A 24,903-nucleotide genomic window follows, 5' to 3' on the forward strand; every position below is an offset into this window, starting at 1 on the left:
CTGGAAAGATAGTTTGTAAAGTTTCCTAACTAATGTGAATTGGACGCGGCAACCCGCTCCGTCCGGCATGCGCGGTGGATATCGGTGACCCAGAAAATCATTGCAGGCGTGGATATCGGCGGCACCAAGACGCGCATCATGGCGTATCTGGGCGAGCGCATGATCGCCGACGAGGTGCTGGTGACGGAGAGCTGGCGCATTCGCCAGATGGAGACCGATGCGACGACATTGGCCGGCATCGTCACCAATCTGTGCGGCGGCGTCGCGCCCGCCGCGTTGGCGGTCGGCGCCCATGGCTGCGACACGGGTGAACAATGCCTGCACTTCCAGGCGCTGCTGGCAGCCAGGACCGGCGGCGCGGTGCAGGTGGTCAACGACGCCGAGCTCATGGTGCCGGCCGCCGGCCATGTCGATGGCATCGGTGTCGTCTCCGGCACCGGCTCCATCGCGGTGGCGCGCACGGCTGACGGCAAGATGCTGGCGGCCGGCGGCTGGGGCTGGATCCTCGGCGACGAGGGCAGCGCGCCGGCCCTGGTGCGCGAGGCCGCGAAGGCAATCCGCCACAGCCTCGATCGGGGTCAGCAGGGCGATCCGCTGATTGCCGCGCTGATGCGCGAACTCAACACCGACGACCAGACCAAGCTCGGCATCCTGCTCAACGAAACGCGCGGTGCCGCGGTCTGGGGCCGATATGCCAACGCCGTGTTCGATGCGGCGATCGCCGGCTCGGTGCTGGCAAACCGCGTCATTCGGGAAGGCGGGGCTGGGCTTGCCGCGCTGGTCGAACTGTTGATCGAACGCGGCGCCAATCCCGCCCTTGTGGTGGCCGGTGGCGGTGTCATTTCGGAGCAGCCGATGCTGATGACGGCATTCGTCGAGGCCATGGCAAAAGTGTCGCCGTCGAGCCAGGTGCTGCTGCTGCGCGAGCCACCGGTGCTTGGCGCGGTCGCCTTGGCCAGGCGACTGCTCGTCGGCCAAGGGTTGTCCTCACAAATTGGAGCCATTTGAATGCAGCAGCGTATCGGTTATCGCCAGGCGGTGGCGCGCCAGACGGAAAGTCTCGAGATCGGCCGGGCGTCGGTGGCCGCGGCGCTCAAGGGTCTCGATCTCAGCGCTTTTGCCGGCAAGACGATCGGGCTTGCAGGCATCGGCGCCAGCTATCAGGCGGCGCTGGCCGGCGCGCTGTACCTGCGCGCTTCCGGCATCAGGGCTTTCGCCTACACGCCGACCGATCTCTATGGCCGCACGGATGAAGCCGCCGATGCCTTCATCGCGCTCTCTGCCTCGGGGCAGAGCCGCGAAATCTGCGATGTCATGCGCGAGGCATCAGCGTCGCCACGCCTGGCGGTTTGCCGGGGCAGCGACAATCCGCTGGCTGATCTGACCGGCGCGGTGCTGGCCACGGATTCGGGCGCCGACAATGGTGCGAGTTCGACGGGCTACACAGGGACCTTGCTGGCGCTCGGCATGCTGATCGACAGGTTTGCCGGCAACGGTTTCGACTGGACGCGTTTGCCCGGTGCTGTCGCCAACGTCCTGTCCGGCGCACAACAGGCGGCCGGGCAAGCGGCGCGGCTGCTGCAAGGCAGGACGTCAATCGACATTGTCGGCGCCGGTGTCGGCTTCGCCAATGCCGGCGAGGCCGCGATGCTGATCCGCGAAGCCGTTCGGGTGCCGGCCTCGGGATGGGATACGCTGAACTACCTGCATGGGCCGATGGAATCTCAGGATGTGGCCACCGGCGTGATCGCCATCGGCGACGGCCGCGAGGTCAAGATCGCGCAGGACATGGCCGGCTTCGGCTGTCCTTGCGCGCTGGTGACGAGGCGCACGGATGTCGCCGATGCCGAAAGTCTGGTGGTGATCTCCATTCCAACCCTCGGCAACGCCATGGCGGACGCCATATTGGAAATCATCGCCATCCAGCTTGTCGCCGGCGACATGCAGGACGCGGCCGGGCTCACGGACATCACCTTCCGCTATCGCCAGACCGACACCAAGCTTAAGCCGTGGTCGCCGACGGAAGTCTGACGTCAGCGTGGAAATTGCCAAACAGGCTGGCAATGGGGCATTGAGAGAGGGATGCGGCTTTCGAGTCGGGGCGGCGATCTCGCTTTCACCGACTGGAGGCAGGATTTCGGGCAAAGGTCGAACGGCTGAGATGGCGGCTGCGGAAATCCCCAATCTGACCGACAGCGCCCGCGCCGTGCTGCGCCTGCTCGCTTCGCATGGGCCGGTGACACGGCCGAAGCTTGGCGCCATGCTCGACCTGTCGAAGCCGACCATGTCGGCGGCGGTTTCGGAACTGAGCGCGCTCGGCCTCGTCGCCTCGCGTGGGATTGAGCGCGGCGCCATCGGCCGCACGGCGACGATCTACGGCATCGGCCCGGGTGCGGGTTATGCGATCGGCATCGATGTCGGCGCCGCCCAAGTGCGCGCTGTGGCCTATTCGATGGACGCGCAGAAGCTGGCGTCGGCGGAAGAGCCCATCCCGGAAACGATAGCCGGCGATGCCGACGAGATCGGCGCCGTCGTGCTGTCGGTGGCGCGTGCCACCATGGCTGGGGTGGCCAGGAGTTTTCGCGCGCTGCGCGCCATCGCGGTGGCGGTGCCGCGCATCGTGTCCAACGATCGTTTTGACCGCCCTGGTGGGCCGTCCGCCGTGCTTGGCCTGCTGCGCCGCGGCATCGAGGTGCCGATCATCCTGGAAAACAACGTCAACTGCGCGGCCATCGGCGAAATGCATTTTGGCGCCGCGCAAGGCCACCAGACCTTCGCCTTCCTGCAGGTTGGCGTCCGGGTCGGCCTCGGCTTCATCACCGAGGGGCGCCTGTTTCGCGGCGCCGGCGGTGCGGCGGGCGAAATCGGCCGCATGCCGTTTCCGTGGTCGACCAGCGAGACGCCCTATCGTGAGGGGTTGGAACACTATCTCGGCTCACGGGCGCTGATCGAGCGCTGCCGTGTCGACTGGCCAGAACATGAAGGAATGCCGCCGGACTCGGCCAAGGATCTGTTCGCGCGTGCTCTGGAGGGCTCGCCGCCGGCGGTGGCGGCCGTGGCGCGCCATGCCGCCGATATCGGCAGGCTGGCGGCGGGCTGCATCGGCATGCTCGACCCCGGGCTGATCGTGCTTGGCGGCGGCGTCGGCAGAAACCCGCTGATGACGGACAATGTCGCGCATGTCGCGGCGGAACTCGCCTGGCCGACACGGATCGCCGTCAGCTCGCTGGAAGACGGCGGCACGGCGCTCGGCGCGATGAAGCTGGCTGTCGATTACAGCCTCGGGCTGATGCTGCGCGAAGGCCGCCATCCGGCTGTCGTGCTGCCACCGCTGTCGGAGCAGCAGCAGGACGCGACGGGTACGACTGGGCATGCAGGGGACGGCTGATAAAACAAAAGGCAGGCGCGGGGCGCCAGCCTCTCAGTTCAGATGATCGGTGGCCAACATTGCACCAGCTGTTTATATTCCCTCCGATTTCCGTTCGATAATTTTTCGACTTATGGCTTCGGCATCCCAGTCATCTTTTTGAAACATTCGTCAAACGACAGATTACGACAGAGGTCACCAAGAACGCCTGCGGGCACTTGTTGTGTGGCATGGGGTTGTGGGAATGTTTTCGCGGGCTCATCTGAGCCTGAAAGAGCGGCGGCAAGTTTGATAAGCACAAGGATGATCAGAACCCACACCCACCCGGAAATGGGTGATTGACGCGCCGAACCGGTGGTCTGGCTCGATGGTGCGATCGTTTCGGGCTCAGGGTCTTGTCGCGGCGTGGACGCAATACGATATTGGGGTGCCGTCTCAGGATCGATTAGCGCGTGCAACCAGTCAAGCTGTTGACGCTCCCAATAGTTTGATCCGCGATTGCGTGTCCAGCCAAAGCGTTCGTCAAGCAAGTCAAGCAAGCGCGGCATCATCCAGGGCTTGGCCAACGGACGCTGCCGCTCGCCAAAGCCTGATTGCTCGCAAACATAGGTCCGCATTCGGGTTTCAAACTCTTGAATATCATCAATCGTCTGCAGGAGCTCGCCATCCAGAATGGCCAGCCAGCTGTCTATTCTCTGCCATTTCGATGGTTCGGCGATAAGCGTTTCAACAGCATTCATGGCGCGCAGGGCAGGCGCTTCGATGGCAATTGAAGCCGTGCGGGCAAGAGCCGCTTCTCTCGGCGCATGTGGTTCGATATTTTCGATAAGGAGCGTCTCGATATCATCTTCGATGGCCCGTAAAGCGTGCGCTTCGAGGGTAGCGGGAACCGGCCTCTCTTTGGGTACCGGCACGTTCTTCAACGCGAGCGCGTCGATGTCTTCGGCAATGTGTGCCTCGTCAGGCGAAGTAATTTCCCTGAAATACTCCCGCCTGTTGACTTGATCGCGCGCCTGCTCGAATGCCTGACGCAATGCGATAAAGCTGTCGCGATCGCCATTGATGTTGATCAGTTTGAGCTTTGTAGCGTAGGCGCGCTTGATCTCGCGTTCGGTGACGTCTTTCCCGTCGGATATTCCGAGCGTGGAAAAAGCATCAATAAACATCGTACTTCTCTAACGCTTCGAGTTCTTCCGTGATTTGGGATCGCGCGGCGGCGATTTCCTTGGGGTGTTGCCGGGCAAGGGTCGCCTCGAATTCCCCAAGCCGTGCCGACAACACCTTGCGTTGCGGCCCCAAGGCATTTTCAAAAGCTTTCGTGATGCGCGCGACAAGCGCCGCGTTAACCGCTTCTTCGCGTGGGTGGATCTTGATCCGTTCAAGTTCCGCCAGGCGTTGCAGAATGTCTTTTTGCGAAAGAGCGCCCGGATTGCCTTCTATGACAAGTCGATGAACCTTGCCGTTGGTGACGACCGTTGCGATGACTTCAAGCACTCCGGACGTATCGTAGGTAAAGCGAACATCGACCGCTTCATTTGCGTTGTGATTGACGGGAATAGGAACGCTCAATGTGCCTATCTTCACATTGTCGCGTACCAGCGGCGCCTCGCCCTGAAAGACATTGAGTTCCACTTTCTGCTGGCCAGGAACGGCACTATAGAAACGCTCAACCCGGCTCGCCGGAATGACCGTGTTGCGCTCAATGATCGGAGCGAAATATCCGGGCAGGGTTTGGCCGTTCGGTCCGACTTTGTGGTTTGTCTCGATACCCAAGGTGAAGGGTGAAACATCGGTCATGACGATGTCGTCGAGCGCCTGATGCCGGGAAGCAAGCCCGGCCTGTACAGCCGCGCCCAAGGCCACGACATGATCGGGGTCGAGATCATGTTCCGGAAAACGCTTGAAAAGTTTGGTTATTGCAGACTTGATGACCGGCATTCTCGTTGCGCCGCCAACGAGTATGATCCGGTCGATCTGGTCGTTGCCTAGGTGTGCGTCGCGCATCGCGCGCTGTAAAGGGGCCTTCATCCGGTTGACTAACTGCGTCGTTGCCTCCTCAAAACGATCTGCAGAGACAGAGAGATGCTTCTGCTCGCCGTCCAGGACATATCGGATATCGGCGTCTTTGCTGGTTGAAAGCTTGTGCTTTGCTTCGTCAGCCAGCGCACGCAGCCGTGACAGATCTCCCTTCCCCAAATCATCACGGCCAAGATCCTTGCCCAGCAACGCCACAAGGATATCCGTGAAGTCTTCTCCGCCCAGAAATGCGTCCCCGGCCGAGGCCCGCACCTCCATAACGCCAGAAAACATCTCCAGAATTGAAACGTCGAATGTGCCGCCGCCAAGATCCACGACGAGAAAGGTGCTTTCATCGTGCTTGCGGTGCAGGCCATAAGCCAAGGCAGCCGCGGTCGGTTCATTGATCAGCCGGCTTACCTTAAGGCCCGCGAGTTGTGCGGCAGCGATCGTTGCCTTGCGTTGCACATCGTTGAAGTAGGCCGGCACGGAAATAACCGCATCGTCGATAGGGTGCTGGAGATGCGCCTCCGCATCCGCTTTCAAGGAGCGCAGAACGAACGCGGACAACTCTTCCGGTCGAAATGTCTTGCGGCCGAGACGAACCACATGGTCCGTGCCCATGTAACGCTTGAATCGTGCCGTGCTTATATCGGGATTGGACACGAGCCTGTCCTTGGCTGCCTGGCCGACCAGCAAGTCACCGCTGTCGCTAAGTCCAACGGCGGAAGGCGTCAGAAAAGCGCCGATAGCATTGGGGATCAATATGGGGCCTTGTTCGGTAAAATGAGCTACCAACGAATTTGTCGTGCCAAGGTCAATGCCGAGAATTGGGAACTCAGACAAACAAGTCTCCATGAGCGGTTTTGAGGTGGCTTGTCATTCATCACGCATGTGACTTGCGCTTACTGTACTTGGCATAAAACTCAAAATGGAACTTATCTGAACAATCAAACACATGTGAAGAGGATTTACCCGACAAAGCGCATACGGTTACGTGGCGATCTCGCAGCGCGTTTCACGACATGCACTGCTCCGTTCCGGTTGACGTTCCTGGAACAACAAAAAAGGCAGGCGCCGGAGCGCCTGCCTTTTTTGAATTCGGGTCGGGAATGGCCTGCGCTTACGCAGCCGCAGCAACCTGCTGGCTGGCCACCACGGCGTCGACCTTGGCGGTCGCCTTGGCGAGCGCCGCGGTCACCGCGTCGGGGCCCATGCCGACGCCTTCGATGCGGATGACGTCGACGTCGGTCATGCCGAGGAAGCCGAGCACGCCGCGCAGATAGGGAACCGCGTGATCGAACTGGATGGCAGCACCTTCGGAATAGATGCCGCCCGAAGCCAGCACGATATAGACCTTCTTGCCGGTGACGAGGCCCTTGGGGCCGTTCTCGCCATAGGCAAAGCTTCTGCCGGAACGGGCGATGTGATCGACCCAGGACTTCAGCGTCGAGGAGATGTTGAAGTTGATGAAGCCGGTGGCCAGGATCACCGTGTCGGCGGCGAACAGCTCGTCGAGCACGACGTCGGAGACGCCGACGACTTCAGCCTGGCGCGGCGTGCGCGCTTCGGCAGGCGTATAGATGCCGGTTGAATAGTCGGCATCGATATGCGGCAGGGGGTTGGCGACGAGGTCGCGCACGACAAGCGTGTTCGACGGGTCGGCGGCGAGGAGTTTCTCGGCGAATTCGGTGGCGATGCGGGTTGAGTGCGAGGCAGCGCCGCGCGGGCTCGAGGTTACAAGAAGAATGGACATAGCGGGTCTCTCCAGTGGAATGAATTGTCCCGCTGTATATGGGGCTATCAACCCATCAGATAAACTGGTATATTTTCTATACAATCCATCCACAAAGTAGGTACAATGGCGCAACCCAACCCGACCCTCGATCAGCTTCAGATCCTTGTCGCCGTTGCCGATACCGGGAGCTTCTCGGCCGCCGGCCGCAAGCTCAACCGCGCCCAATCGGTCATCAGCTACGGCATCGCCAATCTCGAGGCGCAGCTTGGGCTGAAGCTTTTCGAACGCGAGGGCACCCGCGAGCCGCAGCTGACCGAGATCGGCCGGGCGATGCTGGAGGATGCAAGGCGCATGATCGGCGTGCTGCAGCGTATGCGTTCTCGGGTCGACGGCCACCATCATGGGCTGGAGGCGGAAGTCGCGCTGTCGGTCGATGTCTCGTTGCCCGCACCGGTGCTGGTGCGGGTGCTGAAGGCGTTCGAGGCGCAGTTTCCTACCGTGATGCTGCGCCTGCATATCGGCACGCTCGGCGTGATTCCAGATCATGTCGTCAGCGGACAGGCCGATCTTGGCATTGGCGGCCTTCTCGGCGAGGTCGACGTGCATCTCATTCGCATTGGCTTCATGACACTGGTTCCGGCCGCCGCACCCAGCCACCCGCTGGCACAGTTGCCGAAGCCCGTGGCGATCGAGGATGTGCGCGAGCATATCCAGCTTGTCGTCACTGACCAGTCCGAGCGCACCAAGGGGCGCGACTATGGCGTCTTTGCCTACCGGACATGGCGGCTGACGGACGTGCGCACCAAACATATGCTGATGCGCGAGGGGCTCGGCTGGGGCGGGCTGCCGCGTTGGCTGATCGCCGACGACCTGGCCGCCGGTCGCCTCGTTGAACTCGATCTGGAACCCTACAAGGAAGTGAATTCGTCGCTGTTTGCCATGCACCGCGCCGATCGCAGCCCGAAGCCGGCCGCCGCCTGGCTGATCGAGGAGTTCAAGCGGGAGCTCGGCTGCTTCAACGAGTTCGAGCCGGGCGAGGTGCCTGGCGAGGAGTTGGAGACAATCCGTCAATCAGCGCCATGAGCACGGCGCGATAATCCTCGACTGACCCGCCGGCCTCGATGGCGAGTGCGGCGCGGTCGAAGGCGGAGGCAAGCAGCGCGGTCAGTGCATCCACCGGCAATCTCGTCATCATGTTGGCCCGCATCGCCGCGACCAGGCCTTCGCGCAGCGAGCGGTTGCCGTGGCGGTTGTCGACCGCATCCATGGCGGCGCGGCCGAGCACGGCCGGGCCGTCGAGCAGCAACAGCCGCGTGCGGCCGGGCACGCGCATGGCGGCGAGATAGGCGTCGGATCCGGCGATCAGCGCATCGCGGGCTTCGAGCGAGGGTGGCGAAGCGCGGTCGATCTCCTGCGCCACCGCCTGCGCCTCCTGCTCGACCACGGCGGCAAACAGCGCCTGCTTGTCGGCGAAGTGGTGGTAGAGCGCGCCGCGCGTCACGCCGGCCGCGACGACGATCTCCGGCGTGCCGGTCTCGGCATAGGATTTCTCGGTGAACAGCTTTCGCGCCGCCGCGATCAAATCGGCGCGCGTTGCCTCGGTGCGGTCGCGGTTGGAACGGCGTCCGTGGTCCTGTTGCATACATGCAGCCTGTATGTTAATTCAATTTACATACAGACTGTATGTTATGTCCAGGGAGAAGGAAAGATGAAGACCACCAGCTATTACCCGGTGCTGATGACCGGCGACGTCGCCGGCACGGCGGCCTTCTACGTCAAGCATTTCGGCTTCCAGCCGCTGTTTGAAAGCGACTGGTACGTGCATCTGCAATCCATCGAGAACAAGCGCGTCAATCTGGGCATTGTCCAGGGCGACCACGAAACCATCCCGGAAGAGGGGCGGGGGCGCACCTCGGGCCTGCTGATCAACTTCGAGGTCCGCGATCCCGATGCGGTCTACGAGCAGGTCCTGGCCGCCGGCCTGCCGGTTCTTCGAACACTGCGCGACGAACCCTTCGGCCAGCGCCATTTCATCACCAGGGATCCCAATGGCGTTCTGATCGATGTCATCAAACCGATCCCGCCCAGCGAGGAATTTCTGGCGCAGTACGCCGAGGGCGCCGCGGGGATGTGAGCGACTGTTCCGGGAGGGCTGTGGCCAGATTTATTTATCGCTGAAGTCCGCGCCGCCCCTCATTGCCCTGCCGGGCATTTCTCCCCGTATAGTGACGGGGAGAAAGACGCCCTCATCGGTGATTTCGCCAGCCATCAACCTTGCAAGAAAAGCGCCGAGGTTGCGTCCAGCCACCTTATCCCCGTCACTATACGGGGAGAAGGTGCCGGCAGGCGGATGAGGGGCGGCGCTGACGCGCGTTTTCCAGCAGCGATAGGCGATCACCCAGCCCGTGCCACCGGCGTCACCGCCACCTGGCTGACGCCGGTGCGACGCACCACCGTGCACAGCGTCTCGCGGCCGATGCGCTCGGCGTCGAGCATGCGCACGAGGTCGTCGACGCCTGTAACCGGGCGCCCATCTATTGCCGCGATGATGTCGCCCTCCTTGAGGCCGGCACTGTCCGCCGGGCCGTTCTTCTCGACGCTGCGCAGCCGCACTGCCGTGCTGGTCGACACCTGCGACAAAAGGGCGGCGCGGCGCGGCAGATTGGTGGTGTCGGCCGAGATGCCGATGAAGGCGCGGCGCACGCGGCCGAAGCGGATGATCTCCGAGATGACGAAATTGGCCGTGTTGGAGGCGACCGCGAATGCGATGCCTTGCGCGCCGTGGATCATGGCGGTGTTGACGCCGATGACTTCGCCCGCCGACGACACCAGCGGCCCGCCGGAATTGCCGGGATTGAGTGCCGCATCGGTCTGGATGACGTCGTCGATCAGCCGGCCGGTCGAGGCGCGCATCGAGCGGCCAAGTGCGGAGACGACGCCCGAGGTGACCGTCCATTCGAAGCCGAGCGGATTGCCGATGGCAATGGCGATCTGGCCGCGCCTGAGCCGCTTGGAATCGCCCAGCGGCGCGACATCGGCAAAGCTGCCGTCGGCGCGCACCAGGGCGATATCGGTGTCGGGATCGCGGCCGAGCACACGGCCCTCGCTGGACGCGCCGTCGGGCATCGACACGCGCACTGTTTTCGCGTCACCCACGACGTGGAAGTTGGTGACGACCAGCCCGTCCGGCGCAATCACGAAGCCGGATCCATGGCCGCCCTGGCCACCAATGCGTTCGATGCGGCAGACGGCCGGGCCGATGCGGTCGACAGCATCGGCGACCGTCATGGAATAGGCGTCGAGCAGCGTGTCGTCGGATTGGAATTTGGCGGCGGCGAGGGCCATGGGCGGGCTCCGTGTTTTCAGGCATGACGATGCCTTTGTCTTGTGCGTATCGCTGTTCCAAAACCGCTGAGCACTTTTGGGCAACACGCACTATATGTGCGGAGCGGCTGGAACCGCCGCGACCTGACCAGATGGCCAGTCAAACCGCCAACTAGCCGTCAGGCGAGTACCTCCAGGGGCGCCGTCGGGCGATATCTGGGACATGACGAACCCCAGGAGACCATCATGAGTGACTTCAATCTGAATGCGTTTTCGCAAGCCGTTGCCGACCTTGCGGCACAAGCGGCGCCGGCGACCGCGAGCTTCACTACCCATCATCAACGCACGGCAAGCGCCTTCCACTGGAGCGACGGCTATTTCGTCACCGCCGAGGAGGCGGTCGAGGCCGGCGAGGAGATCGAGCTGACGCTGGCTTCGGGCGAGACGGTGAAGGCCGAGCTCACCGGGCGCGATCCTTCGACGGGCGTTGCCCTGCTGAAGCCGGCAACTGCCGTGAATGCCGCGCCGCTGGCCAAGGCCGGCGCTGTAAGGCCCGGCAATGTCGCCATTGCCATCGGCAACAGCCAGGGCTCGGCGCTGGCGGTGTCGGGCTCGGTCGGCGAAGTCGGCCCGGCCTGGCGTTCAATGCGCGGCGGCACGATCGACCGGCGCATCAATCTGGCCGTCGGCGCCGGCGGCCGTTTCGAGGGCGGTCCGGTCCTCGACGCCAAGGGCGGGCTGATCGGCATGCTGTTGTTCGGGCCGCGCGGCCGGGCGTTGGTCATGCCCTATGAGACGATCGAGCGAGCGGTCGCGACGCTGCACGAGAAGGGGCATGTCGCCCGTGGCTATCTCGGCGCGGGCCTGCATCCGGTGCGCGACCGTGACGCGAAGGGCGCGATGGTGATGAGCCTCGACGACAATGGCCCGGCCAAGGCCGCTGGCCTGTCGCTGGGCGATATCATCGTGGCCTGGAACGGCGAGGCCGTGCACGGCCCGCGCGACCTGATCCGCAGGCTCGGCCCTGACAGCGCCGGCGCTTCCGTGACGCTTGGCGTGGTCCGTGGCGGCGAACAGCGCGATGTGACATTGACCATCGGCGAAAAGCCGCTGAGCTGAGAGGATTGATGGAAGCGCTCTCGAGCGACCGGATCATGAGTGACGGTGCCGCTTCGCGGCGGCTTGTGGTGCTGGTTGCGCTTGCCGATGCCGCGCGCGCCGAGCGCCTGGCTGCGACGCTTGCCGCCAGCGACGACCTGCTGCCGGTGGCGGCAGGCGGCGGCAGGGCCGACGTCGCCATCATCGACGACAGGAGCGGAGATGCCGTGCCGGCCTCGGTTCCACGGGTGCTGCTGGGGCGTGCGGGCGGCGAGCGCCCCGGCGGCGACGTGTTCGCCGTCATGCCCTCGGGCGCCGACGATCTGCTGATCGCCGCGGCGGCGCGGCTGGCGGCGGCCGGCTATCGCGTCACCAGCGATGGCGGCCACGGACGCGATGAGGATTTCAATACGGGCGAGGGTGCGCCATTCGAGGATGAACCGGCCGATGACCATGCCGTTCGCCCGGCGCTGTCGCCGCGCGAGGCGGAAGTGCTGGCGCTGCTCGCCGAAGGCGCGCCCAACAAGGTGATCGCGCGGCGGCTCAACATTTCGGTGCACACGGCGAAGTTCCACGTCGCCGCGATCCTGATCAAGCTGGGGGCCGCCAACCGCACCGATGCCATCGCGATCGCGATGCGGCAGGGGCTGGTGCTGGTCTAGCCTCCGCTGCGTAACCCACATGCAGGCATCTCGGGTCTTGCGCCGTGGTCGCCCGCCGCGCAAAGGTTCGCGCCTGCCATGTTGCAAGGGAGGCGCAAGGAATGTCGCTCAAGGGAAAGACGCTGTTCATCTCCGGCGGATCGCGGGGCATCGGGCTGGCGATCGCGCTGCGCGCGGCGCGCGACGGCGCCAATGTGACGATCGCGGCCAAGACCGCAGAGCCGCATCCGAAGCTGCCTGGCACGATCTACACCGCCGCCGAAGAGATCGAGCGGGCCGGCGGCAAGGCGCTGCCCGTGTTGTGCGACATCCGCGAGGAGGCACAGGTCGCCGAGGCGGTTTCAAAGACCGTTGAGAGATTCGGCGGCATCGACATCTGCGTCAACAACGCCAGCGCCATCCAGCTCACCGGCACGCTGGAGACCGACATGAAGCGCTATGATCTCATGCACCAGATCAACACGCGCGGCACCTTCCTTGTGTCCAAAATGTGCATTCCGCACCTGAAGTTGGCCAACAATCCTCACATCCTGAATCTGGCACCGCCGCTCGACATGAAGGCCAAGTGGTTCAAGAACCATGTCGCCTACACCATGGCCAAGTTCGGCATGTCGATGTGCACGCTGGGCATGAGCGCCGAATTCGCCAAGGACGGTATCGCGGTCAATTCGCTGTGGCCGATCTCGACCATCGACACGGCGGCGGTGCGCAATCTGCTGGGGGGCGCCACGGTGGCGGCAATGAGCCGGTCGCCCGACATCATGGCCGACGCCGCGCACGCCATCTTCATGCGGCCCTCGCGCGAGGCATCAGGCAATTTCTACATCGACGAAGAGGTGCTGCGCGCCGAGGGCGTCAGCGACTTTTCGGTCTATGCGCCCGACGCGGCCGGGCCGCTGGCCGGCGACTTTTTCGTGCCGGACGAGGTGTTTGCGAATTCGGAGACGAAGGTCAGAAGCATTTACTGATGGAAACCACGCCCTGCCGGCGCTGCCCCTCATCCGCCTGCCGGCACCTTGTCCCCGTACAGTGACGGGGACAAGGGAGCCTCACGCCTCGTCCTTCTTGCCTTTGCTCAGGCCCATCAGCCGGTCGATATAGGCCAGCATCAGCGCCGAGACGACGAAGGTGAGGTGAATGATGGTCAGCCACATCAGCTGGTCGGTCGAATAGGACGACGAGTTGAGGAAGACCTGCAAGAGGTGGATGGAGGAGATGGCGACGATGGTCGAGGCCACTTTGACCTTGAGCGATCCGACATCGATCGTGCCCAGCCAATGCACGCCGCTGCCATCCGGGTCGTCGAAGCGGCTGACGAAGTTCTCGTAGCCTGAGATGATGACCATCACCACCAGCGAGGCAACGAGGGCGGCATCGATCAGGCCGAGCATCTTCAGGATTGTGTCGGTGTCGCCGAGCAGGAACACCATGGTGATGAACTCGTAGAGCTTCTTGGCGAACGACAACGCATAGACGGCCAATGCCAGGCCAAGACCGATATAGAAGGCGACAAGAAGCCAGCGCGAGGCGAGGATGATGGATTCGATGGCGAGTTCGAGACGCTTCATAGAGTGGTTCCAGTTGTTCTCTGATCGGTGATCAGGCGGTATTTCGACCACGCGAACGCTTTTTGCAAGACAGCAAAAAACCCCGCCGGAGAGGGCCGGCGGGGCTCAATGCGTCCCGCTGGAGTCGGGACGGGGCAGGGAACGCCCAGTCCTGAATCTGGGGTGAGCGGGCTCGCGATTCAATGAGCCGGCTTTGATGCCGGGACAAATCTTCTTGAGCCGAGGCTCCGGATCCGAACCTTTCCCATCCCCGGCCGAGCCGGGGATGGGTGCTTCCAGCGTTGAGTCCGCAAATCAGGTCATGATTTTGAAATCATGATCTAATTGTTGCTGGCAACGGGTGCCACCAGCGACGTGATGCGGCGGATGGCGACACGCCGGTTCTCACGGTTGGGCGCCGAGGTGTTTACCTTCAGATACTCCTCGCCATAGCCCTGCGTCGTCAGGTTCTCCGGCGGGATGCCGAAGGCATTGGTCAGCGCTTCGGCAACCGCTTCGGCGCGGCGGTCGGACAGAGCAAGGTTTGCCTCCGGCGTGCCGACGGCGTCGGTGTGGCCTTCGATCAGGAAGGTCTCGGCCGGGTTCTTCTTCAACAGCTTCTCCATGGCGTTGGCGACGCCCTCGAGCTTCTGCACCTCGGTGTCGGAGATCGAGGACGAGCCGAATTCGAAGTTCAGCGTGTCGAGGTCGACGCGGCGCGCAATGTCGCGCACACGGGCCGAACGCTTGACCTCGTCGATCGAATAGAGGCGCTGGACCCTTTCCACCGGCGGCTGTTCGAGGAAGGTGTAGTAGTCGTCAGGGCTTTGGACGTCCTCGGAATCGAGGATGTAGTCACGGCGAGGGATGGTCAGCCGCATCGGCGGCAGGTCATCGCCGGGATCGCGCCAGTCGCCCTCATCCTGGTAGTCCCGCTCGTCGACATAGCTCAGCACATATTCGCGCCCGTCAGGCGTGATGCGTGAGCGCTGGATGACATCGCCGTAGCGGTTACGGATGGTGACGATCCGGATGCCGTTGTCGCGCTCGACCGTCTCGCGTGTACGGCCCTGCGGCAGGTCCTCGTAGTAGACGTCCCTGGCGCCGCGGTTCATGCGCCGACCTTCATTGCTCTGGACGATCGTCTGGCCGCCGAGCTGGATGATGACGCGGTCGCCGATCTCCTTGAGCACGTCAACGCCCTGGGGACGGCGGCGGTCGCGGATGTTCTCATCGGGCGCACGGTCGCGGCGCTTGCCCTTCTCTTCCGTCACCGGGACAAACTTTTCGGGCTTGATCTCCTGCTGGGCTGCCTTGTCGTCGGTTGGAGGCGGACCCTGGTCGACGGGAGCGACCGCGGGCTTCCGCCCCTGATCGCCGCCTTGCTGGGCGTTCTGGCCGCCATTCTGCTGCTCGCCACTCTGCTGACCGTTCTTGTCGCCCTGCCTGCGGCCGCCGCCCTTGCGTTCGGCGTCCTTCTGGCTGTCGAGGAGGGGGGCAGCGTTCTTGTCGGCGGGCGCTTCGCCCTGGACGGGATTTTCGCCCTGGACAGGCGCGGTCTTGCCGCCATTGGCCGGCTGTTCGCCGGTGGCTGGCTGCGCGCCCGTGACCGGCTGCTCGCCATTCGCGGGCTGTTCGCCCGTCGGCTTCTTGCCGTGCTTCTTCGTCTTGTCCTGGGGCTGCTCACCCTGGGTCGCCGGCTGTTCGCCGGCCGGAGCCGTTTCAGCCTTGGGCGTCGTCGCTTCGCCGGCGGGAGCTTGCTTCGGCGTCGGAGCGGCTTCCGGCGTCACCGCCGGGGCGGCGGGAGCCTCTTTCTGCTGGTCCGGCTTGTGTTTCCTGCCGGGCTTGGTCTGCTGGTTGTCGTTGGCGGGTTCTGTCTGCCCAGCGGGCGCCTGTTCGGCCGGCGCCTGCTCGGTCTGTTGCTGCTGGTCGCGCTTCTTCTTGCGCGGCTGCTGTTCTTGGGCGGCAGGGGCTGTCTGTTCGGCCGGCGCCTGCTCGGTCTGTTGCTGCTGGTCGCGCTTCTTCTTGCGCGGCTGCTGCTCTTGGGCGGCAGGGGCTGTCTGTTCGGCGGGAGCCTGCTCGGTCTGCTGCTGATCGCGCTTCTTCCTGCGCGGCTGCTGTTCTTCAGCGGCAGGGGCTGTCTGTTCGGCGGGAGCCTGTTCGGTCTGCTGCTGCTGGTCGCGCTTCTTCCTGCGCGGCTGCTGTTCCTCGGCGGCTGGAGCGGCCTGCTCGGCTGGCGCCTGCTCGGTCTGTTGCTGCTGATCGCGCTTCTTCCTGCGCGGCTGCTGTTCCTCGGTGGCTGGAGCGGCCTGCTCGGCTGCCGGTGCCGCCTTCTCGGCGGGGGCCTGCTCGGTCTGCTGCTGGTCGCGCTTTTTCTTGCGCCGCTGCTCCTGGTCGCTCTGTTGTCCCTCGTCGGCGGGTGCGTCCTGGGCCAGAATCAGCGGCGTTCCACCGCGTTGCATGGTGTCGAACGCGGCATTTCCCTGAAGCGGGAACGCGCCCAACGGCGCGGATGCCATCAGCAGGCCAAGTGCGGTACCTGCCAGAATCCGTGGTTGGCGTTTCATCGAAAGCTCTCCTTGTGGGGTCCCATCCTTGCCGAAACCGATCTTGGACCGATTGGTTCCAGTTTGGTGGGGATAGATGCCGTACAGGGCGATTGGCCGGCCTTTTGAAGGCAACTTCATGTCATTAGGCCAGCCTAAGGTCCGATTCCAGTCCCTACCGCGCTTGACCTCGACGGCGGGCGGGGCCACATCCGCGAGATGGAAACGCCATTCTGGAAAACAAAGACGCTGGAAGCGATGAGCCCGGCCGAGTGGGAATCGCTGTGCGACGGCTGCGGCAAATGCTGCCTGTCGAAGCTCGAGGACGAGGATACGGGCGAGATCTACTGGACAAGTGTCGGCTGCCGGCTGTTCGATGCGCAGAGCTGCCGCTGCGCCGACTATGCCAACCGGCTGGCGCGCGTTCCCGATTGCGTCGGCCTGACGCCGCAGAATGTACGCACCATCAGCTGGCTGCCCAGCACCTGCGCCTATCGGCTGGTGGCCGAGGGCCGCGACCTCTATTGGTGGCACCGGCTGGTGTCGGGCAGTGCCGAGACCGTGCACGAGGCCGGTATCTCGATGCGCGGCCGGGTCAAGGCGAGCGAGACCGAACTGGCCGAGCTCGAAGATTATTTTGACTATATACTCGACGACGAGCCTTGAGGCTGGTGTCCGCCAGGCGCCAGGAATCTGGGCGGGGTATTGGGGGTTCGAAGATCGGCGGAGGTTTCCTTACCGCCACATGAACCGCAGATGAACGGCGAGTTCGTAAATAGTTCAGACAGGCCAGTGCATTGTCCCGCCATCGGTTTCACGAGGACGGGCGCAAGCCCGCAACAAGGAGAGAGAACCATGTACACCAAGATCAAGACGGCAGCCCTTTCGGCGCTGGTCGGCCTCGGCACGCTGGCCGCCATTCCCGCCCATGCCGACAGCCTCTATCTCGGCTTCGGCAACAACCAGGATCCGCGTTTCGGCGTCTATGCCGGTGATGACGGCTATCGCCACCGCCGCGACGAGCGCCGCGACGACTGGCGCCGTGGCTGCTCGCCCGACCGCGCCCTCGACAAGGCCGAGCGCATGGGGCTGCGCCGTGCCCGCATCGTCGACGCCAACCGCCGCGTGGTGAAGGTGATGGGCCGCCAGTATGGCGATCGCGTCGTCATCGTCTTCGCCAATGAGCGCGGCTGCCCGATCATCAACCGCTGAGGCCTCTTGATGGCAGAGCCCCTGTCCGATCGGACGGGCGCGGCTCGAAAAAACCCCGCGGGAGCGATCCCGCGGGGTTTTTTCCTTGCATCGTATCGGCTGCGGATCATCCGTCGCCGGCACTGCCGGCGACGGATGACCGTTGCTTCAGCCGGCTGTTATTTCAGCTCGAAGGTGACGGTCACCTGGACATTGTAGGCGTTTTCGCCGGCCTGGGTCGGCACCGCCGACCGGGCCGCGTCGAATGCCTTGGCGTTGATGGCCATCGGCGCGGGAGCGATGTTCTGGTCGGAGATTTCCAGCACCCGGCCAATGCTGACGCCGGCGGCCTCGGCCAGCGTCTTGGCCTTGGCGATGGCGTTGGCAACCGCCTTCTTGCGGGCTTCGGTGATGGTGGCATCAGGATTGTCATTGGTGAAGGAGATGCCGCCACCCTGGTTGACACCGAGAGACACCGCCTTGTCGAGGATCTCGCCCGTCTTGTCGATGTCGCGCACCCGTACCGCCAGCGTGTTGGTGACCTGGTAGGCGACGAGCTCTGCCTCCTGGCTGCCGTCGGGCTTGTTGGTGAAGTTGTAGCGCGGATTGATCTGGATGCCGGCGGTCTGCAGGTCGCGATCCTTGATGCCGGCCGCCTTCATCGCCGCGATAACCGCGGCCATGGCGTCGTTGTTGGCATCGAGCGCCGCGCGCGCCGTCTTGGCCTCGCGCATGACGCTGAGCGAGAGCAACGCCAGGTCGGGAGGCGTGGTCGCTTCGCCTTCGCCCGACACGATGATGCGGGCGGGCGTCGGCGAATCGGCGGCTCCAGCCATCGCCGGAAAAGCGATTGCAGCGGCGAGCGCGAGGGGCAAAAGATGTCTGGTCATGAAAATCTCCGTGGTATGCGATCAGGTCGCAAGCGTCGCCTAGAGCGCGATTATGGGTTGATTTGGGCGATCAGCGAAAGCCCGTCGCGAAAGCCTTGTGCTGCGATGCGAAAAACATTAATCCAGCCGGCGTGGGGCCTGTAGCTCAATGGTTAGAGCCGGCGGCTCATAACCGCTTGGTTGGGGGTTCGAGTCCCTCCGGGCCCACCATGACCATTGATTTTATTTCGGAAAAGTGCCCTCGGCCCAAAACGTTTTGGGTCCATTATGGGCCAAAACAAGGACCGTGGTCCCGGTTTGTTCCGACTCGGTGTGATTATCTGACGATGCGGAGGTTTGCCCGTCGCTTCATGGCGTCGCGTTTGGCCTCGCGCTCGTTGATCGCGCGAGCAATATCAACCGCGATCCGCTTCTTGTTGGCCTCACGCACGTAGTCATCCGTCACCGTCATGGAGGAATGCCCCATGGCGTCCATGATGGCCCGGGCCTGGATGTTGCATTCAGCGAGGTAGGTGCCGAAGGTACGGCGCAGGCCGTGAAGCGTATAGCCGTCAGGAATATCGGCCTGTCGTGCCCAATGCTGCATCATGCCTGTCAGGCTCTTTTCTGAAAACGGGTTGCCATAGCCATTCTTCAAGACGGTTCCACCCTTCGAGCGGTCAAGCGGGTCTAGCGCAGCCGCCAGTTTGTCCACCACCGGGATAAACATCTCCCGTCCGCCATGACGGTTTCGGTTCTTCTTCTGTCGGAAGGCGAACGCCTCGATCAATGCCAAGGAACCGTCGAACAGTTCGATCTCCTCGGTCACGAGATCATCCCATTCAAGGTCAGCGATGTCGCCTCGTCGGTTGCCGAGCCAGAAACCAAGCGCGTAGCACGTCCGAGCCGGCGTTCCGATCGGATGCCGCTCCTCGTACTTTTCTCGGATCGCAATTGGCCAAGCCGGGTTCTTGGTCGATTTGGGCACGCGTACGCGGATTGACAGTGAAGGATCATCCTGCGGCTTTATCCATTTCTCGACATCGGTCGCGACCCATACAAGCTTCTTGATGGCAACCAGCATATGTTTGGCGACTGTGCGGTTGCTACTGAAGATGCTTTCGATGATGGCGCGAAGCCGATCCGCGTCGAGATGTTGCACCGGAGTATCGCGCCAAGTGAGTGGGTAATTTGGATCGACCCGCAGATTAAGAAAACGCTCAATCAGTCGCGCATTCTTCCGCTGCGTCGCTTCATCAAAATCGAGCCATTCCATTGTCGTTTCAAGCCGGCGCGCGGCATGCCCAAAAGTTTTTGGCAATGCCCGACCGGGCAAATCGATGATAGCTGCCTTCTTGTGTTGGCCCTGCGCGGCCTTCTCGTAAGCGGCCTCGAACTCGGGATCGCCGGGCTTACCCGGAAGGCGGATTTCGGGCACGCCTCTTGCGCGGTAGCGATAGATTAGCTTGCCGTTCTTGAGGCGCGAAGATACCCCAGGGTAACTGGGGTCCTTAAATGGACGAGCCATCAAATGCTCCTTTCAGGACCCTTTCAGATCTGCCCGTACCGAACGGGTTTTGCTTTCGATGGAACATACGCAATGAGCGTAGTTGCTATCGTTTTTCTACGTCCCGCCTGCTTCGTTCCAACAACTCTTGAAGGCCGCTATCTTTGTCCGGCAACGAGGTGAAAGCAATATCCAGGGCTACACGATCCCAGACAGCGCGGCTGTTGATGCGCTTGGGCTTCGGCATCCGCCCATCGGCAACCATCTCGTCAAAAAGCGTTGATCCGACACCGATGTAGCGAGCCGCTTCCTCACGAGATAACCCTCGTGGGGCATACGAGATTGCGTCACTCTTCATGGACGCTGCCTCGGTCCTGATATTCCGGGCATGTGGGTATCGAAGCACAAAGCCACATCCTAGTTGCCGTTTCGTAGCGAGGAGATCGTGTGTGGCTAAAATAGGAAGAGCCTCGTTAAGCGGAAGCGGCCTGACTAGTTCGTTCGGCGTAAACCGGCAGCAACGTGTGAGCGGGGGCATTCCGGCAGGAGAGCAATCCGTGAAGCAAGTGGGCGGACGGCATTTCGCTGAGCTGGCGATCAGTGAGCCATTACTCAGACGTCGCGTCAGCGGACTTTCGTACGCCTGCCGGCGCCCGAAAATCTTCACGGGAGCGGACTGACAGGTCTTGGGATGACGCGAGAAGCTGTTGTTCCGCCTTGACGAAAGCCGACGCTCGGAGTGCCATTCCGACGAGGCTACTGCTGCCATTCTTGCGGGGCTCCCGCGGATTCTTCGATGTGGGATGAAATCCGATTCGAACAGAATGCTCCGAGTGGCAATACTGGAAGGAATCGCGCAGATTGCCTAACCATTTGGCCATTTGCTCGAGCCGGCGGAGTGACGATGAATCACCAGGATCATACCTTCGGCCGCATCGGCGGTCGTGATGAAAGCGTCCTCCCCCTCGACGCGTTCGTCCGTTCGATCTCCATCAACACCGAAGTGGGCCACATGCTGCTGCTCGGCGCCGGCGCGTCGATATCATCGCGAATACCGTCCGCGTCGACCTGTATCTGGCAATGGAAGCGATCGATCTTCCTGTCAAACCATCCTGGGATGGAGCGCAATTTCGACGAGCTGTCGCTCGGCATGGTCCAGGAACGCATCCAGGATTGGCTCGATACGCAGCCGGGCTTCCCGCGTGCTGGCGATGCAGGGGAGTACGGGTTCTATATCGACCGCTGCTATCCGCGCATCGAGGATCGCCGCTCGTTCTTCCAGCGGCACATCCAGGGCGCGAAACTGAGCAGCGGCTACCGGATCGCTGCGCGCCTAGCCAAGAACAACCTGTTCCGGCTGGCCTGGACCACCAACTTCGACGGCCTCATTGCACGAGCGCTCGCGGAGACGTCCGTCACCCCGGTGGAGATCGGGCTCGATTCGACCAACAGGATCGTCCGCACCAACCGCGCCGGCGAACTGAGCTGCGTCGCGCTGCATGGCGACTACCGCTACGACACGCTTCGCAACACCGATGCCGAAGTGCAGCGCCTCGACAGAGAATTGCGGCAGGCACTGATCGACCAGTCCATCTCCTCCCCAATCATCGTGCTCGGCTATAGCGGCCGAGACAACTCGATCATGGAAGCTCTGACCGACTGCTACTCGCGTTCCGGTACAGGCGTGCTTTACTGGTGCGGCTTCGGTGACGGGCCGCCGCCTGAAGCTGTTGCCAGCCTCATCGCCGTTGCGCGCAAGGCCGGACGTACCGCGTATTATGTCCCGGGTGCCGCCTTCGATGACGTCATGCGTCGCCTGGCCCTGGCCACCTTGGGTGGTGCGGACCGCGAGGATGTGCTCGGCATCATCGCCAAATCGGGCACGGAACAGCCGGCCTCGATGCCCTTCACTGTGCCGGCGGGCGCGATCGGCGGTATAGTCAAGAGCACGGCCTTCAAGCTCCGCTGCCCGGTCGAAGCGTACTCCTTCAAACCTGCCTCGATGCCCGAGCAGGGCGTATGGCGATGGGTGCGCGAGGCGATCGGCGAACGCCGCGACCTGATGGCCGTGCCCTACAAGGGAAGGGTGTTGGCGCTTGGCACCCTGACCAGTATCCATGAGGTGTTCGCGGATCCTATGGCCGAAGCGCCTATTCGCGTCCCGATCGACATCAGCGAGCTACGCCATGAGGACGGCGGGGTCACGCATCTGCTTGTGCGTTCCCTCGCCCTTGCGATCGCCGGCGCCCGGAGCCTGCCATCGGAGGGACCTTTGCTGTGGGATCCGGAAAAGCCGCAACGCAGGCAGGTCGATGGCCGCAGCTACAAGGTCCAGGACGCGGTCCTGCTGTTCATCCGTCGCGCCGGCCGGGACACGTTCCTGGTCTTGAAGCCTACGGTGAAGGTCCTTGCTGCCGATGGGTCGCCGGCCCCGAAGGAGGACGAGAAGGCGATCAAGCTCGGTATTCTCGGCTATCAGCACAACGACAAGTTCGACGCGGCCGTCGAACGCTGGCGCCGCCAGTTGTTTGGCGAGGGTACTCAGTTCAGCTGCCCGCCGAGCGAGGATAGCGGCTTCGTCTTCACGATCGACCGCGCGCCCGTGTCGGCGGCGATCGTGGCAGCGCCGGGAGAGGCCGCAATACCCGAGAAGGCCGCGGCGAAATCGGTGCAGAAGGGTTTCAGGATCAGGGAGCCCAACCTGCTATTCGCCAGCAAGGGCAACACAGGGATGGTTAATGACCCGCACCCGGTGCGGGGCCTGGTGTCGAACCGCCCGTTCGATTTCAGCCTCACGCGTTCCGGCATGGCGCACGACATCAAGCTCGGGGTCATCTGCCCACAGCCCGAGGGCTCTGCCACGGCCGCGCGGCTCACCATGCTGGAGCAAGCGGCAAGCCCCAGTGAAACGGAAAAGGATTACCTCCTGGACTTTCCGGGGTTCGCGCAGGCATTCGGCTTACCCCTCGTCATCCCCCGACCGCAGGACCTGTCATGGCGCGCGCCCGATGAGCCGTCCCCGGACCTGACGAAGGAGCGTGGTACCCGTTTCGCGGCGCGTGCTGTGATACAGGCCATCGATGAACTACGCAGCGCACAGCGCGTGAACGTCATCCTGATCGTCACGCCGCTTCGCTGGGCGAATTGGCGCTCCTTCGAGACCGACAACGAACGCTTCGACCTGCATGATTTCGTCAAGGCCTATTGCGCCCGCAAAGGCATCGCGACGCAATTCCTCGACGAGGATACCCTGACCGATCCGCAGACCTGCCGCATCCGGTGGTGGCTGTCGCTAGCCCTGTACGCGAAGAGCTTCCGCACCCCGTTCGTCCTGCAGGCGGCAGGCGCCGATACCGCCTATGTCGGCCTCGGTACGAGCATCGACCGTCATGGCCCACACGGCCGCAAAGTCGTGCTCGGCTGCAGCCACATCTTCAACCAGCAGGGCCAAGGCCTGCAGTACCGTCTGAGCAAGGTCGAGAACCCGAGCTTCGACCGCCGCCAGCGCAACGCGTTCCTGTCCCGCGACGATGCGCGGCGCGTCGGCGAATCCATTCGCCAGCTGTTCTTCGAGGCTCGTAGCGCCCTGCCTCGCCGCATCATCATCCATAAGCGCTTCGAATTCCGGCGGGACGAGCGCGAAGGCTTGCTTGAGGGTCTCGCCGGTATAGCTGAGGTCGATATGGTTGAGATCACCGTCGACGATGCATTCCGCTACGTGAATTCCAAGATGTATTCGGGCAAGCTTGAGGTCGACAAGTTCCCGGTTGCCCGAGGGACCGTCATTCCAATAGGCGACCAGGAAGCGCTGCTTTGGGTGCATGGCAGCGCCGCGGCGATACGCAACAACTGGCGCTACTACCAAGGCAAGCGGCGCATCCCCGCGCCGCTGCGGATCCGCCGGCACGCAGGTACGACCGACCTGCAGACGCTGGCGACCGAGATCCTCGGCCTGTCAAAGATGAACTGGAACAGCTTCGATCTTTACACCCAGGTACCGGCCACCCTCGAGACGTCCGGTCAGATCGCGCGCATCGGGCGTTTGATGGAAAATTTTGGCGAGGCGAATTATGACTACCGCCTGTTGATGTAGCGGCGATGGCGACCGAGACAGTACAAATGGAACCGGCCGCGCCCGACACGGATGCCATGGCGGCGCTCAAAGATCTGGTCGAAGAGATCGTTGCGGGCCGTCTGTCCGTGATGGAGGTCATGCGCTCCGCGCCGGAGGGCGACTATTTCGCGTTCGTGCAGCAGGCACGCTTATCCCGGATGCTGATTGCGGACCGTCGCGTTCTTGAACGCCTCATGGTGGAGATGCGCGGTAAGTTGATCCACGACCCGGACAACGGCGACATCTACAAGGAACTCGCGCGCAAGGATGGCGCAAGACGCTTCCCCAGATTGCTCGCCGAGCGAGCCGATGCTTTCAACACGCAGGCTTCGTTGCTCACAGCGAATACCTTTCCCGAGCGGCTTGAGCAGTACGGGGTTCTCATCGCTTACGTCGAAAAGCTCTGGACGGATGCCTGCGAGCTCTTCCATCGCGGCAACTTCCCGATGGCGGCGTTCATGTCGATCCTCGTCATCGAGGAAGTTGGCAAGCTCACGCGGCTGGCAGAGGAGCTGATCTATCTCGACGCGCCGTTGCCGATCGCCCGCCACCCAGTCGTCGAAAAGAGTCATCGCAAGAAGCATTTCATCAGCGTCATGTCCGGCGCGCTGGTCAACGCCCGACTGGAGCGCATTCTGGGGAAGAACACCGTCCGGCGCGTGCTTCACGAGGCCGAGAGCGACGAGCTGGAGAAGACACGGCAACAGTGCCTCTATGTCGACATGGCGGAGGGGCGCGCCGTCACGCCGACCGAGAGGATCGGCGAGCCTCGTGCGCGCGAGCTCACCATCCTGGCAGGCGAGCTGATGGCCGAGATCCTAGGGCACTTCCCGTGGGAATTCGAGCGGATGATGTTGAACATCGTCGCCTATGAACGCCAGCTCGGCCTTCCCGAGAACAAGATCGAGCGTCGCTAGGCGAGGG

At 63.1% G+C, this 24,903-nt stretch carries 22 protein-coding genes and 1 tRNA gene; 13 read left to right on the forward strand and 10 right to left on the reverse strand.

The genetic code is table 11. From position 1 onward, the window contains the following. Positions 1-84 precede the first annotated feature (84 nt). From EB815_RS12490 to EB815_RS12500, 3 genes are all read left to right on the forward strand, one after another. Positions 85-1,008, forward strand: coding sequence for a BadF/BadG/BcrA/BcrD ATPase family protein (locus EB815_RS12490; protein ID WP_244494152.1), 924 nt, complete (start codon positions 85-87; stop codon positions 1,006-1,008). Then, on the forward strand, positions 1,009-2,031 hold the full coding sequence (locus EB815_RS12495) for an SIS domain-containing protein (RefSeq protein ID WP_056578495.1): 1,023 nt from the start codon (positions 1,009-1,011) through the stop codon (positions 2,029-2,031). A gap of 130 nt (positions 2,032-2,161) precedes the next feature. Then, positions 2,162-3,388, forward strand: a complete 1,227-nt coding sequence (locus tag EB815_RS12500; RefSeq protein WP_056578492.1) for an ROK family transcriptional regulator — start codon at positions 2,162-2,164, stop codon at positions 3,386-3,388. A gap of 110 nt (positions 3,389-3,498) precedes the next feature. On the opposite strand, the gene EB815_RS12505 is transcribed toward EB815_RS12500, so the two are convergent. The 3 genes from EB815_RS12505 to EB815_RS12515 form a co-directional block, all read right to left on the reverse strand. Beyond that, positions 3,499-4,533 (reverse strand): hypothetical protein, encoded by a 1,035-nt coding sequence (locus EB815_RS12505; RefSeq protein ID WP_056578489.1) that lies wholly within the window; start codon positions 4,531-4,533, stop codon positions 3,499-3,501. Further along, a complete protein-coding gene (locus tag EB815_RS12510; protein ID WP_196772396.1) occupies positions 4,523-6,229 on the reverse strand; it encodes a molecular chaperone HscC in 1,707 nt (568 codons plus the stop codon). The genes EB815_RS12505 and EB815_RS12510 overlap by 11 nt, the downstream gene beginning before the upstream one ends. 277 nt (positions 6,230-6,506) lie before the next feature. Continuing rightward, positions 6,507-7,139: an FMN-dependent NADH-azoreductase gene (locus tag EB815_RS12515; protein ID WP_056578483.1), complete on the reverse strand. Its 633-nt coding sequence runs from the start codon at positions 7,137-7,139 to the stop codon at positions 6,507-6,509. A gap of 105 nt (positions 7,140-7,244) precedes the next feature. Here EB815_RS12515 and EB815_RS12520 point away from each other — a divergent pair, with 105 nt between their 5' ends. Continuing rightward, the gene (locus EB815_RS12520; RefSeq protein ID WP_056578480.1) at positions 7,245-8,204 is read left to right on the forward strand and encodes a LysR family transcriptional regulator; all 960 of its coding nucleotides are present in this window, start codon (positions 7,245-7,247) and stop codon (positions 8,202-8,204) included. Here EB815_RS12520 and EB815_RS12525 read toward each other — a convergent pair. Beyond that, on the reverse strand, positions 8,137-8,763 hold the full coding sequence (locus EB815_RS12525; RefSeq protein WP_056578477.1) for a TetR/AcrR family transcriptional regulator: 627 nt from the start codon (positions 8,761-8,763) through the stop codon (positions 8,137-8,139). The genes EB815_RS12520 and EB815_RS12525 overlap by 68 nt on opposite strands. Positions 8,764-8,829: 66 nt before the next feature. On the opposite strand from EB815_RS12525, the gene EB815_RS12530 reads away from it, so the two are divergent. Continuing rightward, positions 8,830-9,255: a VOC family protein gene (locus EB815_RS12530; protein ID WP_056578474.1), complete on the forward strand. Its 426-nt coding sequence runs from the start codon at positions 8,830-8,832 to the stop codon at positions 9,253-9,255. Between the two features lie 260 nt (positions 9,256-9,515). Here the strand turns inward: EB815_RS12530 and EB815_RS12535 are convergent, their stop codons facing one another. Further along, a complete protein-coding gene (locus EB815_RS12535) occupies positions 9,516-10,466 on the reverse strand; it encodes a S1C family serine protease (RefSeq protein ID WP_056578471.1) in 951 nt (316 codons plus the stop codon). A 225-nt stretch (positions 10,467-10,691) separates the two neighbouring features. Between EB815_RS12535 and EB815_RS12540 the strand changes: the two genes are divergently transcribed. The 3 genes from EB815_RS12540 to EB815_RS12550 all read left to right on the forward strand — a co-directional run bounded on the left by EB815_RS12540 (position 10,692) and on the right by EB815_RS12550 (position 13,173). Continuing rightward, a complete protein-coding gene (locus EB815_RS12540) occupies positions 10,692-11,564 on the forward strand; it encodes a S1C family serine protease (protein ID WP_056578468.1) in 873 nt (290 codons plus the stop codon). A gap of 8 nt (positions 11,565-11,572) precedes the next feature. Further along, on the forward strand, positions 11,573-12,205 hold the full coding sequence (locus EB815_RS12545; RefSeq protein ID WP_056578465.1) for a helix-turn-helix transcriptional regulator: 633 nt from the start codon (positions 11,573-11,575) through the stop codon (positions 12,203-12,205). A 101-nt stretch (positions 12,206-12,306) separates the two neighbouring features. After that, the gene (locus EB815_RS12550; RefSeq protein WP_056578462.1) at positions 12,307-13,173 is read left to right on the forward strand and encodes an SDR family oxidoreductase; all 867 of its coding nucleotides are present in this window, start codon (positions 12,307-12,309) and stop codon (positions 13,171-13,173) included. An 81-nt stretch (positions 13,174-13,254) separates the two neighbouring features. Here EB815_RS12550 and EB815_RS12555 read toward each other — a convergent pair whose 3' ends face one another. Then, complete coding sequence (locus tag EB815_RS12555) at positions 13,255-13,773, reverse strand: TIGR00645 family protein (protein WP_056578459.1); 519 nt, start codon at positions 13,771-13,773, stop codon at positions 13,255-13,257. A 320-nt stretch (positions 13,774-14,093) separates the two neighbouring features. Continuing rightward, positions 14,094-16,319: an OmpA family protein gene (locus EB815_RS12560; RefSeq protein ID WP_056578971.1), complete on the reverse strand. Its 2,226-nt coding sequence runs from the start codon at positions 16,317-16,319 to the stop codon at positions 14,094-14,096. Between the two features lie 198 nt (positions 16,320-16,517). Here EB815_RS12560 and EB815_RS12565 point away from each other — a divergent pair, with 198 nt between their 5' ends. Together EB815_RS12565 and EB815_RS12570 are read left to right on the forward strand one after the other, a co-directional pair. Beyond that, complete coding sequence (locus EB815_RS12565; protein ID WP_056578456.1) at positions 16,518-16,964, forward strand: YcgN family cysteine cluster protein; 447 nt, start codon at positions 16,518-16,520, stop codon at positions 16,962-16,964. Between the two features lie 189 nt (positions 16,965-17,153). Then, complete coding sequence (locus EB815_RS12570) at positions 17,154-17,510, forward strand: hypothetical protein (RefSeq protein WP_081295150.1); 357 nt, start codon at positions 17,154-17,156, stop codon at positions 17,508-17,510. Positions 17,511-17,668: 158 nt separating this feature from the next. Here the strand turns inward: EB815_RS12570 and EB815_RS12575 are convergent, their stop codons facing one another. After that, complete coding sequence (locus tag EB815_RS12575) at positions 17,669-18,379, reverse strand: SIMPL domain-containing protein (protein WP_056578449.1); 711 nt, start codon at positions 18,377-18,379, stop codon at positions 17,669-17,671. Between the two features lie 134 nt (positions 18,380-18,513). Here EB815_RS12575 and EB815_RS12580 point away from each other — a divergent pair. Beyond that, positions 18,514-18,589, forward strand: a tRNA-Ile gene (locus tag EB815_RS12580). Between the two features lie 106 nt (positions 18,590-18,695). Here the strand turns inward: EB815_RS12580 and EB815_RS12585 are convergent. After that, a complete protein-coding gene (locus EB815_RS12585; RefSeq protein ID WP_065005664.1) occupies positions 18,696-19,886 on the reverse strand; it encodes a tyrosine-type recombinase/integrase in 1,191 nt (396 codons plus the stop codon). Positions 19,887-19,971: 85 nt separating this feature from the next. Next, positions 19,972-20,223, reverse strand: coding sequence for a helix-turn-helix transcriptional regulator (locus EB815_RS12590; RefSeq protein ID WP_065005665.1), 252 nt, complete (start codon positions 20,221-20,223; stop codon positions 19,972-19,974). 546 nt (positions 20,224-20,769) lie between these two features. Between EB815_RS12590 and EB815_RS12595 the strand changes: the two genes are divergently transcribed. Continuing rightward, on the forward strand, positions 20,770-23,958 hold the full coding sequence (locus EB815_RS12595) for an SIR2 family protein (RefSeq protein WP_171883286.1): 3,189 nt from the start codon (positions 20,770-20,772) through the stop codon (positions 23,956-23,958). A 5-nt stretch (positions 23,959-23,963) separates the two neighbouring features. Further along, on the forward strand, positions 23,964-24,896 hold the full coding sequence (locus tag EB815_RS12600; protein ID WP_081295152.1) for an AbiV family abortive infection protein: 933 nt from the start codon (positions 23,964-23,966) through the stop codon (positions 24,894-24,896). Positions 24,897-24,903 lie beyond the last annotated feature (7 nt).

Origin of the sequence: Mesorhizobium loti (assembly GCF_013170705.1) — a bacterium.
GTDB lineage: Bacteria > Pseudomonadota > Alphaproteobacteria > Rhizobiales > Rhizobiaceae > Mesorhizobium > Mesorhizobium loti_D.